Origin of the sequence: Pseudomonas azerbaijanoccidentalis (genome assembly GCF_019145495.1) — a bacterium.
Taxonomy (GTDB): domain Bacteria; phylum Pseudomonadota; class Gammaproteobacteria; order Pseudomonadales; family Pseudomonadaceae; genus Aquipseudomonas; species Aquipseudomonas azerbaijanoccidentalis.
Genome location: NZ_JAHSTU010000004.1, coordinates 407,743 through 426,978, shown reverse-complemented (window position 1 = coordinate 426,978; position 19,236 = coordinate 407,743). Strand labels below are relative to the sequence as shown.

General features: G+C 60.1%; 22 protein-coding genes. 10 read left to right on the top strand and 12 right to left on the bottom strand.

The annotated features are described in order from the left end of the window. Nucleotides 1-37: 37 nt before the first annotated feature. Nucleotides 38-1,531, bottom strand: coding sequence for a YifB family Mg chelatase-like AAA ATPase (locus KVG88_RS16175; RefSeq protein ID WP_150702402.1), 1,494 nt, complete (start codon nucleotides 1,529-1,531; stop codon nucleotides 38-40). A gap of 143 nt (nucleotides 1,532-1,674) precedes the next feature. Here KVG88_RS16175 and KVG88_RS16170 point away from each other — a divergent pair, with 143 nt between their 5' ends. Further along, on the top strand, nucleotides 1,675-1,935 hold the full coding sequence (locus KVG88_RS16170) for a HigA family addiction module antitoxin (RefSeq protein WP_225934045.1): 261 nt from the start codon (nucleotides 1,675-1,677) through the stop codon (nucleotides 1,933-1,935). Nucleotides 1,936-2,196: 261 nt separating this feature from the next. On the opposite strand, the gene KVG88_RS16165 is transcribed toward KVG88_RS16170, so the two are convergent. Then, nucleotides 2,197-2,457: an accessory factor UbiK family protein gene (locus tag KVG88_RS16165; RefSeq protein ID WP_150702403.1), complete on the bottom strand. Its 261-nt coding sequence runs from the start codon at nucleotides 2,455-2,457 to the stop codon at nucleotides 2,197-2,199. Between the two features lie 420 nt (nucleotides 2,458-2,877). Between KVG88_RS16165 and glnK the strand changes: the two genes are divergently transcribed. The 4 genes from glnK to sutA all read left to right on the top strand — a co-directional run bounded on the left by glnK (nucleotide 2,878) and on the right by sutA (nucleotide 5,654). Further along, nucleotides 2,878-3,216: a P-II family nitrogen regulator gene (glnK, locus tag KVG88_RS16160; RefSeq protein WP_002555808.1), complete on the top strand. Its 339-nt coding sequence runs from the start codon at nucleotides 2,878-2,880 to the stop codon at nucleotides 3,214-3,216. A gap of 35 nt (nucleotides 3,217-3,251) precedes the next feature. Continuing rightward, the gene (locus KVG88_RS16155; protein WP_217872012.1) at nucleotides 3,252-4,589 is read left to right on the top strand and encodes an ammonium transporter; all 1,338 of its coding nucleotides are present in this window, start codon (nucleotides 3,252-3,254) and stop codon (nucleotides 4,587-4,589) included. 214 nt (nucleotides 4,590-4,803) lie between these two features. Then, nucleotides 4,804-5,229 carry a secondary thiamine-phosphate synthase enzyme YjbQ gene (locus KVG88_RS16150; protein WP_150705528.1) on the top strand — a complete coding sequence of 142 codons (426 nt, stop codon included), beginning with the start codon at nucleotides 4,804-4,806 and terminating at the stop codon, nucleotides 5,227-5,229. Between the two features lie 101 nt (nucleotides 5,230-5,330). Next, nucleotides 5,331-5,654, top strand: a complete 324-nt coding sequence (sutA, locus tag KVG88_RS16145) for a dormancy-specific transcriptional regulator SutA (protein ID WP_150705529.1) — start codon at nucleotides 5,331-5,333, stop codon at nucleotides 5,652-5,654. A 150-nt stretch (nucleotides 5,655-5,804) separates the two neighbouring features. Here sutA and KVG88_RS16140 read toward each other — a convergent pair whose 3' ends face one another. Genes KVG88_RS16140 through lptM form a run of 6 tightly spaced genes read right to left on the bottom strand, consistent with a single transcriptional unit; the run spans nucleotide 5,805 to nucleotide 10,414 of the window. After that, the gene (locus tag KVG88_RS16140) at nucleotides 5,805-6,512 is read right to left on the bottom strand and encodes an HAD family hydrolase (RefSeq protein ID WP_150705530.1); all 708 of its coding nucleotides are present in this window, start codon (nucleotides 6,510-6,512) and stop codon (nucleotides 5,805-5,807) included. After that, a complete protein-coding gene (gene xerC / locus KVG88_RS16135) occupies nucleotides 6,509-7,408 on the bottom strand; it encodes a tyrosine recombinase XerC (protein ID WP_217872011.1) in 900 nt (299 codons plus the stop codon). Before xerC ends, KVG88_RS16140 begins: the two co-directional genes overlap by 4 nt. Nucleotides 7,409-7,410: 2 nt before the next feature. After that, nucleotides 7,411-8,136, bottom strand: coding sequence for a DUF484 family protein (locus tag KVG88_RS16130; RefSeq protein ID WP_150705532.1), 726 nt, complete (start codon nucleotides 8,134-8,136; stop codon nucleotides 7,411-7,413). Between the two features lie 13 nt (nucleotides 8,137-8,149). Further along, nucleotides 8,150-8,980: a diaminopimelate epimerase gene (gene dapF, locus KVG88_RS16125; protein ID WP_150705533.1), complete on the bottom strand. Its 831-nt coding sequence runs from the start codon at nucleotides 8,978-8,980 to the stop codon at nucleotides 8,150-8,152. 3 nt (nucleotides 8,981-8,983) lie between these two features. Beyond that, nucleotides 8,984-10,231, bottom strand: coding sequence for a diaminopimelate decarboxylase (gene lysA, locus KVG88_RS16120; RefSeq protein ID WP_217872010.1), 1,248 nt, complete (start codon nucleotides 10,229-10,231; stop codon nucleotides 8,984-8,986). A 9-nt stretch (nucleotides 10,232-10,240) separates the two neighbouring features. Further along, nucleotides 10,241-10,414: an LPS translocon maturation chaperone LptM gene (gene lptM, locus KVG88_RS16115; RefSeq protein ID WP_075946461.1), complete on the bottom strand. Its 174-nt coding sequence runs from the start codon at nucleotides 10,412-10,414 to the stop codon at nucleotides 10,241-10,243. Between the two features lie 209 nt (nucleotides 10,415-10,623). On the opposite strand from lptM, the gene cyaY reads away from it, so the two are divergent. The 3 genes from cyaY to rnk all read left to right on the top strand — a co-directional run bounded on the left by cyaY (nucleotide 10,624) and on the right by rnk (nucleotide 11,870). Beyond that, a complete protein-coding gene (cyaY, locus tag KVG88_RS16110) occupies nucleotides 10,624-10,956 on the top strand; it encodes an iron donor protein CyaY (RefSeq protein ID WP_217872009.1) in 333 nt (110 codons plus the stop codon). A 4-nt stretch (nucleotides 10,957-10,960) separates the two neighbouring features. After that, complete coding sequence (locus KVG88_RS16105; RefSeq protein ID WP_217872008.1) at nucleotides 10,961-11,179, top strand: DUF1289 domain-containing protein; 219 nt, start codon at nucleotides 10,961-10,963, stop codon at nucleotides 11,177-11,179. Between the two features lie 280 nt (nucleotides 11,180-11,459). Further along, complete coding sequence (rnk, locus tag KVG88_RS16100) at nucleotides 11,460-11,870, top strand: nucleoside diphosphate kinase regulator (RefSeq protein ID WP_075946457.1); 411 nt, start codon at nucleotides 11,460-11,462, stop codon at nucleotides 11,868-11,870. Between the two features lie 7 nt (nucleotides 11,871-11,877). Here the strand turns inward: rnk and KVG88_RS16095 are convergent, their stop codons facing one another. From KVG88_RS16095 to KVG88_RS16085, 3 genes are all read right to left on the bottom strand, one after another. After that, on the bottom strand, nucleotides 11,878-14,724 hold the full coding sequence (locus KVG88_RS16095) for a class I adenylate cyclase (RefSeq protein WP_217872007.1): 2,847 nt from the start codon (nucleotides 14,722-14,724) through the stop codon (nucleotides 11,878-11,880). A 205-nt stretch (nucleotides 14,725-14,929) separates the two neighbouring features. Continuing rightward, complete coding sequence (locus KVG88_RS16090) at nucleotides 14,930-15,175, bottom strand: TIGR02647 family protein (protein ID WP_057712785.1); 246 nt, start codon at nucleotides 15,173-15,175, stop codon at nucleotides 14,930-14,932. A 236-nt stretch (nucleotides 15,176-15,411) separates the two neighbouring features. Further along, the gene (locus KVG88_RS16085; RefSeq protein WP_075946455.1) at nucleotides 15,412-15,696 is read right to left on the bottom strand and encodes a hypothetical protein; all 285 of its coding nucleotides are present in this window, start codon (nucleotides 15,694-15,696) and stop codon (nucleotides 15,412-15,414) included. A gap of 124 nt (nucleotides 15,697-15,820) precedes the next feature. Between KVG88_RS16085 and KVG88_RS16080 the strand changes: the two genes are divergently transcribed. Then, entirely contained in the window at nucleotides 15,821-16,480 is a 660-nt protein-coding gene (locus tag KVG88_RS16080; protein ID WP_217872006.1) for a glutathione S-transferase family protein, read from the top strand. A gap of 126 nt (nucleotides 16,481-16,606) precedes the next feature. On the opposite strand, the gene argH is transcribed toward KVG88_RS16080, so the two are convergent. Then, the gene (gene argH / locus KVG88_RS16075; RefSeq protein ID WP_217872005.1) at nucleotides 16,607-18,001 is read right to left on the bottom strand and encodes an argininosuccinate lyase; all 1,395 of its coding nucleotides are present in this window, start codon (nucleotides 17,999-18,001) and stop codon (nucleotides 16,607-16,609) included. Nucleotides 18,002-18,457: 456 nt separating this feature from the next. Between argH and KVG88_RS16070 the strand changes: the two genes are divergently transcribed. Further along, nucleotides 18,458-19,204, top strand: coding sequence for a LytR/AlgR family response regulator transcription factor (locus KVG88_RS16070; protein ID WP_075946453.1), 747 nt, complete (start codon nucleotides 18,458-18,460; stop codon nucleotides 19,202-19,204). Nucleotides 19,205-19,236 lie beyond the last annotated feature (32 nt).

The following is a 19,236-nucleotide window of genomic DNA, read 5'->3' as shown; positions in this document are numbered from 1 at the left end:
AGCCTGCTCGCGATTGGGGGCAACTCGATTTCAGGGCTTACTGCGTAGCCGGCCGATACTGCAACGCTTCGGCCAGATGTTCCCGCGTGATCCCGTCTACATGCTCAAGATCCGCTAATGTCCGCGCCACCTTGAGCAGCCGATGCGCTGAACGTAACGACAGGGTCAATCGTTCGCACGCCGTTTCCAGCCAGTGCTCATCGGCTGTGGATAACGTGCAGTGGCGGCGCAATCCCGGCAAATCCAGGAAGGCATTCGCGCAGCCCTGGCGCTTCTGTTGCCGTTCACGAGCATCGGCCACCAACGCGGCAGCGCTGGCGCTGTCTTCACCCGGTTTCGGCGTCGGATTCAACGCCGTCGCTTCCCGAGCAACCGTCAGGTGCAAATCGATCCGGTCCAATAACGGTCCCGACAGCTTGTTGCGGTACCGCTGCACCATGTCCGGCGTACAAGAGCACTTGCCGCTTGGTTCGCCAAGATATCCACAGGGGCACGGGTTCATGGCGGCGACCAACTGAAAACGCGCCGGAAACCGAACGCGGTCCTTCGCCCGGGAAATCACGATATGCCCGGACTCCAAAGGCTCCCTGAGCACTTCCAGAACCTTACGATCAAATTCCGGCAATTCATCGAGGAACAGCACACCGTGATGGGCCAGGGTGATTTCGCCGGGTTGAGGCTTGGAGCTGCCGCCCACCAGCGCCGGGCCTGAGGCCGAGTGATGTGGCTGGCGAAACGGGCGTTGCGGCCAGTGGGTCAACGGTACGCAACTGGCGACTGACTGAATCGCCGCCACCTCCAGCGCCTCGCATTCGGCAAGCGGCGGTAACAGCCCTGGCAGACGACTCGCCAGCAACGTTTTACCCGTGCCGGGTGGCCCACTGAACAACAGGTTATGCGCACCCGCTGCCGCAATCAGCAATGCGCGCTTGGCGGCTTGCTGGCCCTGCACTTCACTCAGGTCGGGATAAGGTTTACTGGCATGCATCAAACCATCGGAAACGTACGGCTCAACCGGCGTGTGCCCGTTGAAATGGGCGACGGCTTCCAGGAGATGATCCACGGCAATCACCTTCAAACCCGACGCCAGACAAGCCTCTTCGGCATTCGCCCGCGGCACCATCAGCGAACGCCCGGCCTTGCGCGCAGCCAGTGCTGCCGGCAAAACGCCGCGTACTGCCCGAACCGCACCCGACAGCGCCAACTCACCCAAACATTCCACGTCATCGAGCGTCAGTGTCGGCACCTGCACGCTGGCGGAAAGAATTCCCAACGCAATCGCCAGGTCGAACCGCCCACCGTCCTTGGGCAAATCGGCCGGCGCCAGATTCAACGTGATCCGCCGCGCCGGAAATTGCAGCCCCGAATTGATGATCGCGCTACGCACCCGATCCTTGCTCTCCTTTACCGCCGCCTCGGGCAACCCGACCATGGTCAGCGACGGTAAGCCGTTGGCCAGATGAACTTCGACGGTAACGGCGGGTGCTTCCACACCCACCTGGGCGCGGCTGTGGACGATGGAGAGGGACATGGTCGTTCCTTGAGATGACGTTGGGGGCCGCTTCCTGCGGGTTTTTGAAGGGTAGTTGCGGGCGGAGATTTTGGTGGCGTGGGTGAGAGGGCAAACTTTCACTGGATGTTGCCGGTATGAGTGTCGCGGAACGGAAGCTGACGATGCTTGTTGATGCTGTCGTGCTGAAGGACCTTCGATCCGCTCTTGCCAGAGCGTTGAACGTGTCGACACCTACGGTGAACGACATTGTGCTCCAGCGTCGGGGTGTCAGTGCGGATATGGCTCTACGGCTATCTATCTGTTTGGACACGACCCCGGAATTTTGGCTGAACCTGCAATCGACCTACGGTTTGCGTAAGGCCGAGATTGAGCGAGGGGACGCGATTCGGGATCAGGTCGAGCGGCTTGCTCACTGTGCCTGATTGTTTTCTGGGATCTATCGAACCCCACGCCAAAAGCGTGGGGTTTTTTGTTCAGAAGGCGTGAAGCAGCTTTGCTGCTCTTTTCCACCAAGGCGCATTGATCGCTCTGCGGCGCAATCGGACGGCGGATGAGAACTTTGCAGGACGTTGTGTGGGATCAAAAGATCGCAGCCTTCGGCAGCTCCTACAGGTGAAGCTGAAGGTCGTGCCGAGCAGGCTCGCTCCCACAGTGGATTGGGTTTCTACAGTGGGATTCGTCCGTTATTCGGTGGGTGGGTTCAGCTTCGCTTCCAGCTCTGCCACTTTCGACTCAAGCGCTTCCAGACGCGCCCGTGTGCGCGCCAATACAACCATCTGGCTATCGAACTCTTCCCGGCTCACCAGATCCAGTTTGCTGAAGCCGCTCTGCAGCAACATTTTGAACTGACTTTCGATTTCAGCTTTCGGCAGCGGGGTATCGCCGCTGAAGAGGCGGGAGGCGGTGCCGGTGAGGGCGTCGAGGAAGTCTTTGGGCGCGAGCATGGGAAGAGGTCCTGGTAACAATGGCGGGCAGTGTATCACGCAGTGTCTATAGTCATTTTCGCAGGCAGTGGATGCACGCTTTTCGCGCATGCGGACGGACGGCATCGCACCGTTGTTGTGCGTATCGCGTCGGGTGTGGTGGCGATGTGGCTGACATCTACCGGCAAACGCTTGAAAACAGTGAAATTTGTGGAGATGGCAAGCTTTCTGCTTAGACCCTTGTGACCCATGCACTGATGCAGTCGCTGTGACGAATGCAGTGCGCCAGGCGAAACGGGGGAGTGTTTCGCAAGGAGCGGTTAACTGGCGTCGGACGGGCAGGTTAGAGCCGACGATGCGTTACAAAGCCAGGCACTGCGCTTAGACTTGAGACGGGTTTGTTTTCCTGGGGCAAGTCCACCAATTCGGGAGAGAGTTTTCATGAAGCTAGTCACTGCCATCATCAAGCCGTTCAAGTTGGACGACGTGCGCGAGTCGTTGTCCGAGATCGGCGTGCAGGGCATTACCGTTACTGAAGTCAAAGGCTTCGGTCGGCAGAAGGGTCACACCGAGCTGTATCGCGGCGCGGAGTACGTGGTCGATTTCCTGCCAAAGGTGAAGATTGATGTCGCCATTGACGACAAGGATCTCGACCGGGTTATCGAGGCGATAACCAAGGCCGCCAACACCGGCAAGATCGGTGACGGCAAGATCTTCGTGGTCAATCTGGAACAGGCGATTCGCATCCGTACCGGCGAAACCGATACCGACGCAATCTAAGCCGCCACAAACCCAACGCCCCAGGAGAAAACAATATGACTCTGCGTAAATTCGCAGGGCTAGGAGCCCTGTTGTCCATCGTAATGCCCAGCCTTGCTTTGGCGGCAGACGAAGTGGCGGCCCCAGTCCTCAACTCCGGCGATACCGCCTGGATGTTGACCTCGACAGCTCTCGTGCTGTTCATGACCATTCCCGGCCTCGCGCTGTTCTACGGCGGCATGGTTCGGTCGAAAAACATTCTTTCCGTGATGATGCAGTGCTTCGCCATTACTGGTCTGATCAGCGTCCTGTGGGTCATTTATGGCTACAGCATCGCGTTCGACACCACCGGCATGGAGCAGGGCGTCGTCAACTTCAACTCGTTCTTCGGCGGCATGGGCAAGGCTTTCCTCGCCGGTGTCACGCCAGCCAGCCTGACCGGCCCGGCGGCGCTGTTCCCTGAAGCGGTGTTCATCACCTTCCAGATGACCTTCGCCATCATCACCCCGGCGCTGATCGTCGGTGCCTTCGCCGAGCGGATGAAATTCTCCGCGATGCTCATCTTCATGGGCATCTGGTTCACCCTGGTCTATGCACCGATCGCGCACATGGTCTGGTCCGGCAACGGCGGCCTGATGTGGGACTGGGGCGTACTGGACTTCGCCGGCGGCACCGTGGTGCACATCAACGCTGGTGTGGCCGGTCTGATTGCCTGCCTGGTACTGGGCAAGCGCAAAGGCTTCCCGACCACCCCGATGGCGCCGCACAACCTCGGCTACACCCTGATGGGCGCCGCGATGCTGTGGGTTGGCTGGTTCGGTTTCAACGCCGGTTCCGCGGCTGCCGCCAACGGCACCGCCGGCATGGCGATGCTGGTGACCCAGATCGCAACCGCCGCTGCTGCGCTGGGCTGGATGTTCGCCGAATGGGTCACCCATGGTAAGCCAAGCGCACTGGGCATTGCTTCGGGTGTGGTTGCCGGTCTGGTCGCCATCACTCCGGCCGCTGGCACCGTTGGCCCGATGGGCGCACTGGTGATTGGTCTGGCTGCCGGCGTGGTGTGCTTCTTCTGCGCCACCACCCTGAAACGCAAACTCGGTTATGACGATTCCCTGGACGCGTTCGGCGTGCACGGCATCGGCGGTATCCTCGGCGCGATCCTGACCGGTGTGTTTGCTGCACCGTCCCTGGGTGGCTTCGGCACCGTCACCGACATCGCCGCACAAGTATGGATTCAGTGCAAAGGCGTGGGCTTCACGGTGATCTACACCGCGATTGTCACTTACATCATCCTCAAGGTCCTGGACGCTGTCATGGGCTTGCGGATTACCGAAGAAGAAGAGGCTGTCGGCATCGATCTGGCGCTTCACAACGAACGCGGCTACAACTTGTAAGCACGCGCATAAAAAACTTGCCCGGCTTGCCGGGCATTTTTTTGTCTGGAATTTGTCATTGGATGTGAGGCTGAAAGGTTTTTTCTGACAGCTTTGTGAACGTTTACGGCAGGCGTTTTTCTGCGGGCAATCGCTTACGCAATGGAAGGAATATTAGGGCCTTTGTTTTTTCCCAGAGCGCGCTAGAATGCGCCCCGAACGTGCGGAGAACTGTATGTGGCAACAGACTCTGATAACCCTGCGGGCGAGGCCCCGGGGCTTTCATCTGGTAACGGACGAGTTACTCGCCGGCTTGCCTGAACTCAAGGCGTGTCGGGTCGGTCTGTTGCATTTGTGGCTGCAGCATACCTCGGCGTCGTTGACCATCAACGAGAACGCCGATCCGGCGGTACGTCGCGACTTCGAACGATTTTTCAATCGTCTGATCCCACAAGGAACAGACGGCTATGAGCATAACGACGAAGGCCTGGACGACCTCCCGGCGCACTTCAAGGCCAGCGTGCTTGGCTGTCAGCTCAGTTTGCCGATCTCGGCAGGCCGACTGGCGTTAGGGACCTGGCAAGGTGTTTATCTGGGCGAGCATCGTGATCATGGCGGTGCCCGCAAAGTCCTCGCCACCCTGCACGGTGATGGGGCATAACCGCTGGTCAGCAGCGGCTGTTGATTTTTTTCCGGCAGCCTTCGACAGAAGGCAAAGCTGGGCTATAACTAATCTGCTTTTCGCAAGTCATGAGGTAGAACATGAGCGACGATGATCTGGAAAACGACGACCTCGAAGTAGGCGACGAAGACGAGGCCGAAGAAGGCTTGGAAGCGGCAGCGGAAGACGTTGCTGATGACGACGGCGGTGATGCGCCCGCGCCGACTGCCAAAGGCAAAGCCAAGGCAGCGGTATCGGTCGATGAGCTGCCAAGCGTCGAAGCCAAGAACAAGGAACGCGATGCTCTCGCGCGGGCCATGGAAGAGTTTTTGGCCAAAGGTGGCAAGGTGCAGGAAGTGGAGGCCAACGTGGTCGCCGATCCGCCCAAGAAGCCTGACAACAAGTACGGCAGCCGGCCTATCTGAGCCTGCTTCGCGCTTGCGAAAAAGCCCGCCGTCGCTGCGGGCTTTTTCATGGGGATGGAAAAGCAAAAGATCGCAGCCTTCGGCAGCTCCTACAGGTGTGCACATAAACTTGTAGGAGCTGCCGAAGGCTGCGATCTTTTCAGGACACCATCAATATTTGGGGACGTTCCACCGCGCCAACAACGCCGGCAACTCGGTCAAGCTACGAATTTCCGCATCCGGCAAACGTTCCGCCTCCCACACCTTGCCCGCCGGGTTGAACCAGACCGCACGCAACCCTGCCTGTTGCGCTCCGGCAATGTCGTCGCCGGGGTGATCGCCGATATGCACCGCCGTTTCCGGCGTTGCGCCACCGCGCTGCAAGGCTTCGTGAAACAGTCGTGAATCCGGTTTGCCGATGCCGATGTCTTCAGCACACAGCGCAAACTTGAAGTAGTCCGCCAGGCCTAGCCGACGTACATCGGCGTTGCCATTGGTGACCACGCCGAGTGCGTAATGGTTGGCGAGGATCTCAAGGGTTGGTTCCACTTCCGGGAACACTTCGATCTGGTGTCGCGCGTGCAGAAACACTTCAAAACTCTTGTCCGCCAGATCCGAGGCTTCTGCATGGGCATAGCCGGACTCTTCCAGCGCATGGAACAGCACACGCCGGCGCAGGGCGCTGATGCGATGCTTGAGTCCCGGCTCGCTGCTCAGGATGCGTTCACGAATGGCCCACAGATGTTCCACCGGCACCGCACCCAGATTGGGCGCGTGCTCGGTCAGCCATTCACGTAAAACGGCTTCGGCACTGACGATCACCGGGGCGGTGTCCCACAGGGTGTCGTCGAGGTCGAAGGTGATCAACTGAATGCTCATGAATCGTCGCCTTTCATGCGTTTGGCCCGTGGATGGGCGCTGTCGTAGACCGTGGCCAGGTGCTGGAAGTCCAGGTGGGTGTAGATCTGTGTGGTCTTGATGTCCGAGTGGCCGAGCAGTTCCTGCACCGCGCGCAGGTCCTGCGAGGATTCCAGCAAATGGCTGGCGAAGGAATGTCGCAGCATGTGTGGGTGCAAGTTCTGCCCCAGTTCACGTTCGCCGGCAGCCTTGACCCGCACCTGAATCGCCCGCGGCCCGAGGCGCCGGCCTTGCTGGCTGATAAATACGGCGTCGTCCGCCGGATTGGCCATCGCCCGCAGCGGCAACCATTGCTCTAATGCCTCGCGAGCCTTTTTGCCCACTGGCAGCAGGCGGGTTTTGCTGCCCTTGCCGAGCACCTGGACCATGCCGTCTGCAAGGTCGAGTTGATCAAGGTTCAGGCCGGTCAGCTCTGAAAGCCGCAGTCCAGAGGAATAGAACAGTTCCAGAATCGCCTGATCGCGACGAGCGAGGAAGTCATCCTCCACGCCGCCTTCCAGCAGTTGCAGGGCGCGGTCGGTGTCGAGGGTTTTCGGCAGGCGGCGTTCACCCTTGGGCGGTGCCAGGCCGTTGGCCGGGTCGTGATCACACAGGCCTTCGCGGTTCAGGTAGTGATAAAGCCCGCGCACGGCTGAAAGCAGACGCGCCAGGCTGCGCGAGGATTGGCCTTGAGCATGCAGGCGAGCGATCAGGCTGCGCAGGCGCTGAATGTCCAGTGCCGCCCAACTGCCGATGTTCTGTTTGAGGCACCAGCCCAGGACTTTATCGAGGTCACGGCGGTAGGCCGAGAGCGTGTGCGGGGACACCTGCCGCTCACTGCGCAGGTGTTCGCAGTAAGCGTCCAGTTGTCGTTCCATGCTCAGCGTACCGAGCGCAGGGAGCTGTTGACCCGTGGCAGCACGCGGCCCATGACTTCGGCGATGTAGCTGAGGAACAGCGTGCCCACCGAACTCTTGTAGTGCTGCGGGTCACGGCTGGCGATGGCCAGGATGCCGTGGATACCTTGATGGCTGATGGCGACGACGGCCGTGGAGCCAATCTGCTTGCGTTGTTCTTCGCCGAACAAAAAGTCCAGCTCATGTTCACGCAGGCTGCCACTGACGCTCTTGTCTTCCAGCAACAGGCCGCCGATGGCCACTTGTGCCTCGGCGTGGGTGACCCAGCGGCCCACCGGCATGGCGTTGTCGCCCAGCAGGATGAGGCTGACGAAGGGCACCTGGAAATCCTGACGCAGGCTGTCTTCGACGCAGATCACCACGTCTTCCAGGCTGGTGGCATCCATCAGTGCGAGAATAAGGCGGCGGGTCTTGTCGAAGAGGCGGTCGTTGTCGCGGGCCACATCCATCAAGTGCGACAGACGGTGACGCAGTTCGATGTTGCGGTCGCGCAGGATGGTCATCTGCCGCTCCACCAGCGAAACGGTGTCGCCGCGCCGGTGGGGAATGCGCATTGCCGGCAGCAGTTCTTCGTACTCGACGAAGAAGTCCGGATGAGCCTCCAGGTACGCGGCAATTGCCGCCGCTTCCAGGCTCTCGGACGGAGATTCGTCGGACTGTCGGTCTGGTACCTGTGGCTTGTCGGTCATGGCTTTGGCTCACTCAAAGACGTACTTGTCCTTCGTATACGCGGACTGCCGGGCCGGTCATCAGCACCGGTTGGCCAGGGCCTGCCCATTCAATGGACAGACGCCCGCCAGGCAGGTCGATCAACAACGGCGAATCCATCCACCCCTGACTGATCGCGGCTACTGCCGCAGCACAAGCGCCGGTGCCGCAGGCCTGGGTTTCCCCGGCACCGCGTTCCCAGACGCGCAACTGCGCGCGGCCTCGGTCGATGACCTGGAGAAAACCGACGTTGACCCGCGCCGGGAAGCGCGGGTGGTGTTCGATTTTCGGTCCCAGTTCATGCACCGGTGCGTTGTTGATATCGCTGACCCGCACAACGGCATGAGGGTTGCCCATGGACACTGCAGCCAGCTCGACTGCTGTGCCATCGACATCGACCTGATAGCTGCTCGCCTGCTCTGGTGCCTGAAACGGAATATCCGCCGGCACCAGGCGCGGCGCGCCCATGTTCACGCCGATCTGGCCGTCACTACGAACGTCCAGCTCGATGATGCCGCCTTTGGTCTCGACGCGAATCTGGCGCTTTGCGGTCAGGCGCTTGTCGAGGACAAAGCGGGCGAAACAGCGTGCACCGTTACCGCATTGTTCCACTTCGGAACCATCGGAGTTGAAGATCCGATAGCGGAAATCCACATCCGGGTTGCACGGCGCTTCGACGATCAGCAATTGGTCGAAACCGATGCCAGTGTGCCGATCACCCCATTGCTTGGCGTGCTTGGGCAGAATATGCGCGTGCTGGCTGACCAGGTCGAGGACCATGAAGTCATTGCCCAGGCCGTGCATTTTGGTAAAACGCAGCAGCATGGCTTACTCCGGCAGCAGGCTTTCGCCAGCAAACAACTCGGCTACCGTCTCACGGCGACGCACTTCAAATGCCTGATCACCGTCCACCAACACTTCAGCGGCACGGCCACGGGTGTTGTAGTTGGAACTCATGACAAACCCATAGGCGCCGGCCGAATGCACGGCCAGCAGGTCGCCTTCTTCCAGGGCCAGTTCACGCTCCTTGGCCAGGAAGTCGCCGGTCTCGCAGATCGGGCCGACGATGTCGTAGGCGCGGGCAGCGGTGGTACGCGGGCGCACGGCGGTGACGTCCATCCAGGCTTGGTACAGCGCCGGGCGGATCAGGTCGTTCATGGCCGCATCGACGATGGCGAAGTCTTTGTGTTCGGTGTGCTTGAGGTACTCGACCTGGGTCAGCAGTACGCCGGCGTTGGCCACGATGAAGCGGCCCGGCTCGAACACCAGCGCCAGGTCGCGACCGTCGAGACGCTCGCGTACGGCTTTGATGTAATCGGCAGCCAGTGGCGGCTCTTCATCGCGATAACGCACGCCCAGGCCACCACCGAGATCGATGTGGCGCAGGTAAATGCCGCAATCGCCCAGGCGATCGACCAGGCCCAGCAGGCGGTCGAGGGCATCAATGAATGGTGGCAGGGTGGTCAATTGCGAACCGATGTGACAGTCGACGCCGACCACTTCCAGGTTTGGCAGCTGCGCGGCACGCACGTACACGTCTTCGGCGTCGGCGATGGCGATGCCGAACTTGTTCTCTTTGAGACCGGTGGAAATGTACGGATGGGTGCCGGCATCGACGTCCGGGTTCACACGCAGCGAAATCGGTGCGCGAACGCCCAGTTCGGCGGCAACCACTTGCAGGCGTTCCAGCTCGTCGGTGGACTCCACGTTGAAGCAGTGCACGCCGACTTCGAGGGCGCGACGCATGTCGTCACGGGTCTTGCCGACGCCGGAGAACACGATCTTGTCAGCGCTGCCGCCAGCGGCCAGTACGCGTTCCAGCTCGCCACGGGAGACGATGTCAAAACCAGCGCCCAAGCGCGCCAGGACATTCAGGACGCCCAGGTTGGAGTTGGCCTTGACCGCAAAGCACACCAGGTGCGGCATGCCGGCCAACGCATCGGCGTAGGCCAGGTATTGGGCTTCGATGTGCGCGCGCGAGTAAACGTAGGTCGGTGTACCAAAGCGATCAGCGATAGCAGACAGGGCAACACCTTCCGCGAACAGTTCACCGTCACGGTAGTTAAAAGCGTCCATGATGTTCCCTTATTGGTAGACGTCGTGCTTGTGTGCCTTGGACGGCTGCTTTTGCGAGGACTGAGCCTGCTCGGCAGGGTCCTGGCTATCGTCCGGCAGGTACAGCGGGCCTTTTTGGCCACAGGCCGACACGAGGCAGGCAACCGCGAGGAGCGCGGCAAGGGAAGAGATCAGGCGCTTCATGGCGAAATCCTTGAAAATGCATTAATTGCGCCGGAGTATACCGGCCACCCGGCAGCTTGCCTATGCAACGGACCGCCCGTCCGGCGGGGCTTGGCCCGTGGCCGGCCTGTATCAAGCAATCCCACAGGTCGTTATTCTTTGCAATCGACGGGTCTCAGTCGTATCTTGCGGCGCTTGAGCCTGATCAGACAATTTTTGAGGTTGCCGCAATGAGTTTGACCGAAGCCCGTTTCCACGATCTGGTCGATGAAACCCAGGAAAAGCTGGAAGACATCTTTGACGAAAGCGATCTGGATATCGACCTGGAGAGCTCGGCCGGTGTGCTGACCGTCAAGTTCGAGAACGGCAGCCAGTTGATCTTCAGTCGTCAGGAGCCGCTGCGTCAGCTGTGGCTTGCCGCCGTGTCCGGTGGTTTCCACTTCGACTACGACGAAGAAAGCGAGCGCTGGATGTGCGACAAGAGCGAAGAGCAGTTGGGCGAAATGCTTGAGCGCATCGTCCAGCAGCAGGCCGGTGTCGAGTTCGATTTCGAAGGCCTGTGAGATCGTGACCCAGCCTGCACCGGTTCGCCCACCCAAGCCGCTCTACAGCAACGTCAGCCCTGCGGTGCCGTCGCCGTGCAGCGGTGTATGCCGGCTGGATGAGCAGAAAGTCTGCCTCGGCTGTTTCCGCCATGTGGAAGACATCCGTGAATGGCGCTCGGCGGATGATGAGCGTCGACGGGTGATCTGCACCCAGGCCGCACACCGCAAGGCCAGTGTCTGACCTGTAGCAGCTGGCGAAGCCTGCGTTCGGCTGCGAAGCAGTCGTAAACCTGAATCCTCGGCACGCCTGATACACCTTGTCGCCTGATCTCACGACTGCTGCGCAGCCGAACGCCGGCTTCGCCAGCGGCTACATAGGCTGCGGCAGCCGCTGGCTTGTATATTTTTTGAGCTGTGATAGTGTCCGGATACGCCTCAACCCATCGAGGCTTGTGAAAACCCCGCCTTCTTCTGGCGGGGTTTTGCTTTTTTCGTGCAGAAGAAAGGAGTCTGCCCTGATCATGACCGCACCTTCCATCACCCTTACCCGACTGGACGTTCAGCGTCTGGAGCGTCTGATCGACAGCCTGGATGACACGCTGCCGGGCGTTATCGCGCTGCAAACCGAACTGGATCGCGCCGATACCCTGGTCGGCCACGATGAAGTGCCCGCCGATGTCGTGACCATGAATTCCCGTGTGCACTGCCGCGAAGAAAGCAGTGGCAAGGATTACCACCTGACACTGGTGTACCCCAAGGATGCCAATGCCGACGAAGGCAAGATTTCCATCCTGGCACCGGTCGGCAGCGCACTGCTGGGCTTGAAGGTCGGGCAGCATATCGACTGGCCGGCACCGGGCGGCAAGACCCTGAAACTGACCTTGCTGGAAGTCGAATCGCAGCCGGCCCAGGGCGGCCACTTTCCGGAATGATTTCTCGTCAGACCTGCTCGAGCGCCTCGTTCAATGCGCGCTCCAGGTCGGCCTTGTAGCGCAGATACAGATTGCTTGAACCCTGACCATCACCGAGCAGGCCCGACAGGTCCAGGTCGGTGATGTAGCAGCGGTAACGTTCGGTCTCGCGGCGCTGCTCGACGATTTCCCGGGCGACCACGCTGAACAGTTGGTCGCCGTGCTCCAGCTCTGAAAACTCCCGCTGATTGCAATACAACGTGACCTGCACCTTGCCCGGTGCGGCTTTGCCGACGATCGCCTGTACGTCGTAGAACGGTTTGTTGACCGGGGTTTGCGGTGCCGGCCGGGCTTCGACCCGACGTGCTCGACCTGTGCCGCTGGGCAGCAGTTGGTAGTACAGGATGTCCGGATGTTTGGGTTGTACCGAATCCATCGGCAGCGAGGCGTCACGCCGGTACTGGATCGATAGCAGGAAACGTTGCAAAGGCACCAGCAAGCTCTGTTCGTCATGCCAGGGCAACCGCTGATGCCACATCGCATTGAATTCATCGAGAACGTACAGATCGGCCAGGCTTTCGCTTACCCGATAGAACACTTGAAGGGTGTCGGGCTGTCCCATCGGCAGCAGCAGCGACAGGTCGTGGTCCTCCAGCGCCATCGGGTCCAAATGCAGCGGGCTGTAACTGGACTGCTCTTGTGCCAGGTAATCGAACAGGGCAGGCAGGGAGGTGAGCGCCGCATGTTTGACCTGGCCCGGCACCAATTCCAGTACGTGGTAATGCTGTTGGACCTGGATCAAGTAACGCAGGTTGAGTTGGCTCAGCAGCAGGTTCTGCGCGGTGTCGAGAATGTCTTCGACACGCTGGGCAATGAACTGCGCACGGTTATGGCAGAAACAACGCACGCGCAGCTTAGGCTGCTGCGGGCCTTGTGGCAGGTTGTTGAGGTAATCGCGCAGGCAGTCGAGCAGGGCGTGGACGCCGTCGTAACGGCTGACCAGCACTTCGTTCCAGCTGTTGAGCGTAACCTGATCGAGGGTCAGCACCAGGTTTTCCCGGACCCCTGCATAGCTCAACGAGTCGGTACGCTCGGTGGTCATCAGGATGTTCAGGTCGCGGTGATGTTTGAGCGGGTCAACGCCGACGTTCACCAGAATCAATATTTCGCTTGGCACGCTGGCGCGCAGCAAAGGCTCTTCGGCAACCGTCGGCAGCGGCAGGGGAATGGTTTGTTGCAGACTGCCGAGCAGATTGAACAGTTCGAATTCGCTCAGGTCGCTGCTGCCGGGGTGCAAGGCCAGGCGCGTGCTGCTGTCGATCACGCCGTTGCGGTGACACCAGGTGAGCAATTCGAGTAAATGACGGCTGCGCTTGATCGGCGCGAAGTGCTCCCATTCCAGCGCGGTCAGACTGCCGTTGTACAAGCCCCACTGGCTTTGCCCGGATTCTTTTTTGTCGGGCGAGTGCACCAGGGTCAGCGTGTCTTCGGCCAGGTCCGGGGCGATGCCCGGGTTGATGAACTCGACCTTGTCGGCTTTGCGCTCGAAAGCTGCATACAGGCGCCGGCCCAGCACACTGAGGTCACGCTTGTTGATCAGGCTGACGGTTTGTTCGTTGCGGGCAAACTGGGTCAGGAAGCGGTAGCTGTAATTCAGCTCGTTGACCAGTGCGCGACGCTCCGAGCTCACTTGCCGGACCTTCCACTGGCTGCGGCTGTCGAGCAGGGCCAGTTGCCGCTGGTCCCACTTCCACTCGTGGGCCAGGCGCTCGAGCAGCGAGCGTTGCCAGCTCTGGGTGCGACCGCCGCTGCCGGTCAGCTTGCGATTGACCTTCAGGTACAGCGCCCGGCGCACCAGCTCCAGCCGCTCCGGTTCATTTCGGGCAATGAGGTACTCCTCGATACGCCGGTAAACCACGACGTACGGGTCCAGCTCATCCAGGTCGAGCTGATTGGCGAACACCGCTTGTTTAAAGCGCAGGCTCAGGCATTGGACCCTGGGGTGTTCGCTGGCGTAAACCTCAGTCAGCAACAGCTTGAGCACCGATTTGTACGGCGACTCAATGCCCTTGAACAGCTGCCAAAGGCCGGCGCCTATGAATTCACCAGGTGGAATAAAGGCCAGATGCCCCAAGTCCAGGCTTTCGTCGGCGCGGATGAAGCGCTTGGAGAGCAGAGTGTGGGTGTAGCGGTCGTAGCTCGATTCTTCGTAGACCGGCACCAGCCACCAGATGGGTGTGCGTCCCGCCAGCCAGATCGCCGTGCGATAGAACTCGTCGAGTAGCAGGTAGTGTTGGGTCGTGCCGCAGTTTTCCGAGCTCAGTTGGTTGTCGCGCTCGCCCCGTACGAAACGAATCGGATCAATCAGGAAGAAGTGCGCCTCGGCGCCCTGGCTGGCAGCCCAGGCTTCAAGCAGTTGGCATTTCTTGCGCAGCTCGGCGAGCTCGTTTTCGGTCAAGTCCGGGCTGTGGCAAACCCACACGTCCATATCGCTCTGATCGGCTTGGGCCAGGGTGCCCAGGCTGCCCATCAGAAACAGGCCGTGAATCGGCCGTGGCGGATTGCTGCCGTGGCGCGGCTTGTAGGAAAACGAGCGGGTCAGGCGCTGGGCTTCGGCGAGGACATTAGTGTCCGGCTCGAAATTCGACACCCCGGCCGGCGTGTTGCCCGAAACGTAACCCGGCAACAGTGGATGGTTGACGTGGAAGAACAACGGCAAAAGGCTCAACACCGCCTGCTGGCGCGTGGACAGGCCTTCAACGGCGCGGGCCAGACGGCCCTCATTGAGCTTGAGAAAACGTGCGCGTAGCTGGTTGAGAACCTTTCGGTCGATTCCCTCGTCCAGATCGGGGCGTATTTCGTGGGTGCGGGTCATGTCAGCTCAAACCGGCTCGCAGGGCTCGGATGTGGGGCTCTCGGGTGAGGGGCAGTTTAGCGCCTCGGCCTCGGGATTTTTAAGCTGATTTTGTTTTTTTGACGTCAGATTTCTATCGCGCGGCGACAGCGGCCATGAGAGGCGCGCAACCGGGCAGGCCCGCGGAAATCCCATGGTGGGGTTTCCGTGGGCGATTCGATGGAATTCAGGCTGTTACTTCGGCGTTAAGAATGGTCAGCACGGTTTGCACATTTTGCGCGGCATCGCGGCCCAGGCTGGTCAGGTAACCGCCGTCAGGCTGGTCGGTGAGTTCTTTTTCGAAGAGACGTTTGGCGGCGGCAATGTGTTTCGGGGCAGCAGTCTGATGAATTTTCAGACCTTCCTGGGAACTGTCCAGGTTAAAGAGTGCGAGGACTTCCAGTTCGGCAACCAACTCAGGGGTAAGCGACATAAGGACTCCAGACTTTCTAGGAATTGGACGACAGCGCTCCTAAGGTGAACCCGCTTGTGCAGCATGTCCAGTGCTCGCGACAGGGTTTTTTCGCCTTGGGCAGCATTCCCCGTCGGGCCGTGTGGCAGCGGGGTGTTTGCAGTGTAGTCAGGGTCTGGGAGGCAGCAGGACGGATTGGCAACAAATTGTGTGGGAGCGGGCGTGCTCCCACAGGTTTGGCATCTTTAACCGGGCGCTTACTTCTTTTCCGGTGGCAGTTCCGGCAGCGCGCGCAGGGCCGCTTCGTACCATTCGGTATTGAACGCGCGGTCTTCTTCGAGGATCGCGTCGATTTCCACCGCCAAAACGTGCGCCATCAGGTTGAGGATTTCCTCACGCTCGTAGCCCACCAGGGTCAGCTTGTTGAACGTTGCCTTGGCCGCTGGCGGGTTGTCGCTTTCGATCTGGTTTTCGATGGCTTCGACCAGGGTATTTTCGGCGAACTCTTCTTCGTCGGCATCGATATCGGTTGGCTCGCTCATGGCAGGCTCCTTGGGGAAAGACCGCCAGTTTACCTGCATTCAGCCGCGTGATGCTGCTGGCAAGAATCACCAGAGCGTTCTATAAAAAGGCACTGCCCACCCCGCACGGCCTGGAGGCTATGTGATGCTCAAGCTTTATGGATTTTCCGTCAGCAACTACTACAACATGGTCAAATTGGCGCTGCTGGAAAAAGGCCTGCCATTCGAAGAGGTGCCGTTTTATGCCGGCCAATCCCCGGAAGCATTGGCGATCAGCCCGCGTGGCAAGGTCCCGGTGCTAGGCGTCGAACAAGGTTTCATCAATGAAACCAGTGTGATTCTCGAATACATCGAACAAAGCCAGAAAGACACGCCGCTGCTGCCAAGTGATCCTTTCGAGCGGGCGCAGGTGTTGGCGTTGGCCAAGGAGATCGAGCTCTACATCGAACTGCCGGGCCGTGCTTGTTACCCGGAAGCATTTTTCGGCATGACGTTGCCGGAGGCGATCAAGGAAAAGACCAAGACAGAATTGCTATTGGGCATTGCGTCGCTGGGCAGGCACGGCAAATTCAGCCCCTATGTGGCGGGCGACAGTTTAAGTGTGGCGGATTTGTATTTCCTGTACAGCGTGCCGTTGGCCTGTGGGGTCGCCAAGAAGTTGTTCGACATCGATTTGCTCGCAGAACTGCCCGCCGCAAAAGCATTGTTGCAGCGCCTGGAGCAGAATCCGAACGTTCAGCGAATTGCAGCGGACAAGGAAGCGGCGATGCCAGCGTTCATGGCGATGGTCGCATCCAAGAAGTAGTTTGGTAGCGCTCTTAGGATCGCATCGCCAGCAGGCTGGCTCCCACAAGTGCATGCGGCAGGAACAAATTTTGTGTCTGCCGCCGATCAATGTGGGAGCCAGCCTGCTGGCGAGGCTTTTGGCGACTTAGCGGCTGGCGAGCAACGCCTGACCGCGAGCCACGGCTGCCTTGACCTGCGCCGGCGCGGTGCCGCCGATGTGGTTACGGGCGTTGACCGAACCTTCCAGGGTCAGCACGGCGAACACATCCTGATCGATCTGGTCGCTGAACTTGCGCAGTTCTTCAAGGCTCATTTCCGCCAGGTCTTTGCCGCTTTCCACGCCGTACTTCACGGCATGGCCAACGATTTCGTGGCAGTCGCGGAATGGCAGGCCACGACGCACCAGGTAGTCAGCCAGGTCGGTGGCGGTGGAGAAGCCGCGCAGGGCTGCTTCGCGCATCATCGCGTGCTTGGGCTTGATCGCAGGGATCATGTCGGCGAAGGCGCGCAACGAGTCGCGCAGGGTGTCGGCGGCGTCGAACAGCGGTTCCTTGTCTTCCTGATTGTCCTTGTTGTAGGCCAGTGGCTGGCCCTTCATCAGGGTCAGCAGGCCCATCAGCGCGCCGAACACGCGGCCGGTCTTGCCACGCACCAGCTCCGGCACGTCCGGGTTTTTCTTTTGCGGCATGATCGAGCTGCCGGTGCAGAAACGGTCCGGCAGATCGATGAACTGGAACTGCGCGCTGGTCCACAGCACCAGTTCTTCGGAGAAACGCGACAAGTGCATCATCGCGATGCTCGCGGCGGAACAGAATTCGATGGCGAAATCGCGATCGGAAACGTTGTCCAGCGAGTTGCCGCCGACCGCGTCGAAGCCCAGCAGTTGCGCGGTGTATTCGCGATCGATCGGGTACGTGGTGCCGGCCAGCGCAGCGCTGCCCAATGGCATGCGGTTGGTGCGCTTGCGGCAGTCGACCAGGCGCTCGTAGTCGCGGCTGAGCATTTCGAACCAGGCCAGCATGTGGTGCCCAAAGGTGACCGGTTGGGCAGTCTGCAGGTGGGTGAAGCCCGGCATGATGCTGCCAGCTTCGCGCTCGGCCTGTTCCAGCAAGCCTTTTTGCAGGCGGGTGATTTCGCTCAGGATCAGGTCGATCTCGTCACGCAGCCACAGGCGGATATCGGTGGCGACCTGGTCGTTACGGCTGCGGCCGGTGTGCAGCTTTTTACCGGTCACGCCGATGCGGTCGGTCAGACGCGCCTCGATGTTCATGTGCACGTCTTCGAGGTCGACGCGCCAGTCGAACTGGCCGGCCTCGATTTCACTCTGGATGGTCTTCAGGCCATCGGTGATGCTGTCGCGCTCGGCATCGGTCAGCACGCCGACCTTGGCCAGCATGGTGGCGTGGGCGATCGAGCCCATGATGTCGTGGCGATACAGGCGCTGGTCGAAAGTGACGGAGGCGGTGAAGCGGGCGACGAAGGCGTCGACGGGTTCACTGAAGCGGCCGCCCCAGGACTGATTGGTCTTGTCAGTGCTCATGAATTCGCTCGTATCGGCTGAAGAAAGATGGCGTTGAAAGCTGGCGCGGATAATAACAGGGTTGCCAATCGTGTCGGTGACACTGGTCGACTGGTTTTTTCAGGTCGTGAGTCGTGCCGGATACAAGCCTTGTACAAATTGCATAACGATATTTTTCAATTGAGCAATATCGTCTCGGCAACCGTCTACAGTTGGACAGTAGGATCAGCGCACTTCTCGGTGCCAAAGCTGACTATAAGAAGAGGGGGTGTTCATATTGCGTATCAGCAAACCCTGTGGCGATGTGTCGCCGAAGCGGGCCTGGGCCGCTAATCACCCGGCAGATGAAAATTTAGCTGCCCGACCAGCGGCACTTTTTGACGCTCGCGCTAGTCTTAGCGTGGATCGCGGTGACGGACGTCACTTCACCTGTCTACGCTATCCTTGTGCGAGACTCACGCAGGAATCCAGCGCAATATGAATGTCCTGATCGTTGATGACGACCCCCTAGCCCGCGAGCGCCTGAGCCGAATGGTTGGCGAACTCGAGGGATACAGTGTCCTGGAGCCTAGCGCCACGAATGGCGAAGAAGCGTTGGCACTGATCGACAGCCACAAGCCGGACATCGTGCTGCTCGATATCCGGATGCCGGGCCTCGATGGCCTGCAAGTGGCCGCGCGATTGTGCGAGCGCGAAACTCCGCCCGCCGTGGTGTTCTGCACCGGGCCCGATGAATTTGCCGTGGAAGCCTTACAGGCCAGCGCCGTAGGCTATCTGGTGAAACCTGTGAGAACTGAACATCTACATGACGCGTTAAAAAAAGCCGAGCGGCCCAATCGGGTTCAACTCTCGGCCTTGACCCGCCCGGCTGCCGAAAGTGGCAGTGGCCCACGCAGCCATATCAGCGCCCGTACCCGTAAAGGGATCGAGCTGATTCCGCTGGATCAGGTGGTTTACTTCATTGCGGATCACAAATACGTGACCTTGCGCCATGAAGCCGGCGAAGTGCTGCTTGATGAGCCGCTCAAGGCCCTCGAAGACGAATTCGGCGACCGTTTTGTGCGCATCCACCGTAATGCGCTGGTGGCACGCGAGCGTATCGAACGCTTGCAACGCACACCGCTCGGGCATTTTCAGCTGTTCCTCAAAGGCCTGAACGGTGACGCCTTGATCGTCAGTCGGCGCCATGTGGCGGGCGTGCGGAAGATGATGCAACAGCTTTAACTCGCTGCCCGCAGGCGAGTTTCACACCCGAT

Bases quoted from the DNA above. Each gene is read 5' to 3' on its own strand.
- KVG88_RS16175 (WP_150702402.1), bottom strand. From the start codon at position 1,531: ATGTCCCTCTCCATCGTCCACAGCCGCGCCCAGGTGGGTGTGGAAGCA.
- KVG88_RS16170 (WP_225934045.1), top strand. From the start codon at position 1,675: ATGCTTGTTGATGCTGTCGTGCTGAAGGACCTTCGATCCGCTCTTGCC.
- KVG88_RS16165 (WP_150702403.1), bottom strand. From the start codon at position 2,457: ATGCTCGCGCCCAAAGACTTCCTCGACGCCCTCACCGGCACCGCCTCC.
- glnK (WP_002555808.1), top strand. From the start codon at position 2,878: ATGAAGCTAGTCACTGCCATCATCAAGCCGTTCAAGTTGGACGACGTG.
- KVG88_RS16155 (WP_217872012.1), top strand. From the start codon at position 3,252: ATGACTCTGCGTAAATTCGCAGGGCTAGGAGCCCTGTTGTCCATCGTA.
- KVG88_RS16150 (WP_150705528.1), top strand. From the start codon at position 4,804: ATGTGGCAACAGACTCTGATAACCCTGCGGGCGAGGCCCCGGGGCTTT.
- sutA (WP_150705529.1), top strand. From the start codon at position 5,331: ATGAGCGACGATGATCTGGAAAACGACGACCTCGAAGTAGGCGACGAA.
- KVG88_RS16140 (WP_150705530.1), bottom strand. From the start codon at position 6,512: ATGAGCATTCAGTTGATCACCTTCGACCTCGACGACACCCTGTGGGAC.
- xerC (WP_217872011.1), bottom strand. From the start codon at position 7,408: ATGGAACGACAACTGGACGCTTACTGCGAACACCTGCGCAGTGAGCGG.
- KVG88_RS16130 (WP_150705532.1), bottom strand. From the start codon at position 8,136: ATGACCGACAAGCCACAGGTACCAGACCGACAGTCCGACGAATCTCCG.
- dapF (WP_150705533.1), bottom strand. From the start codon at position 8,980: ATGCTGCTGCGTTTTACCAAAATGCACGGCCTGGGCAATGACTTCATG.
- lysA (WP_217872010.1), bottom strand. From the start codon at position 10,231: ATGGACGCTTTTAACTACCGTGACGGTGAACTGTTCGCGGAAGGTGTT.
- lptM (WP_075946461.1), bottom strand. From the start codon at position 10,414: ATGAAGCGCCTGATCTCTTCCCTTGCCGCGCTCCTCGCGGTTGCCTGC.
- cyaY (WP_217872009.1), top strand. From the start codon at position 10,624: ATGAGTTTGACCGAAGCCCGTTTCCACGATCTGGTCGATGAAACCCAG.
- rnk (WP_075946457.1), top strand. From the start codon at position 11,460: ATGACCGCACCTTCCATCACCCTTACCCGACTGGACGTTCAGCGTCTG.
- KVG88_RS16095 (WP_217872007.1), bottom strand. From the start codon at position 14,724: ATGACCCGCACCCACGAAATACGCCCCGATCTGGACGAGGGAATCGAC.
- KVG88_RS16090 (WP_057712785.1), bottom strand. From the start codon at position 15,175: ATGTCGCTTACCCCTGAGTTGGTTGCCGAACTGGAAGTCCTCGCACTC.
- KVG88_RS16085 (WP_075946455.1), bottom strand. From the start codon at position 15,696: ATGAGCGAGCCAACCGATATCGATGCCGACGAAGAAGAGTTCGCCGAA.
- KVG88_RS16080 (WP_217872006.1), top strand. From the start codon at position 15,821: ATGCTCAAGCTTTATGGATTTTCCGTCAGCAACTACTACAACATGGTC.
- argH (WP_217872005.1), bottom strand. From the start codon at position 18,001: ATGAGCACTGACAAGACCAATCAGTCCTGGGGCGGCCGCTTCAGTGAA.
- KVG88_RS16070 (WP_075946453.1), top strand. From the start codon at position 18,458: ATGAATGTCCTGATCGTTGATGACGACCCCCTAGCCCGCGAGCGCCTG.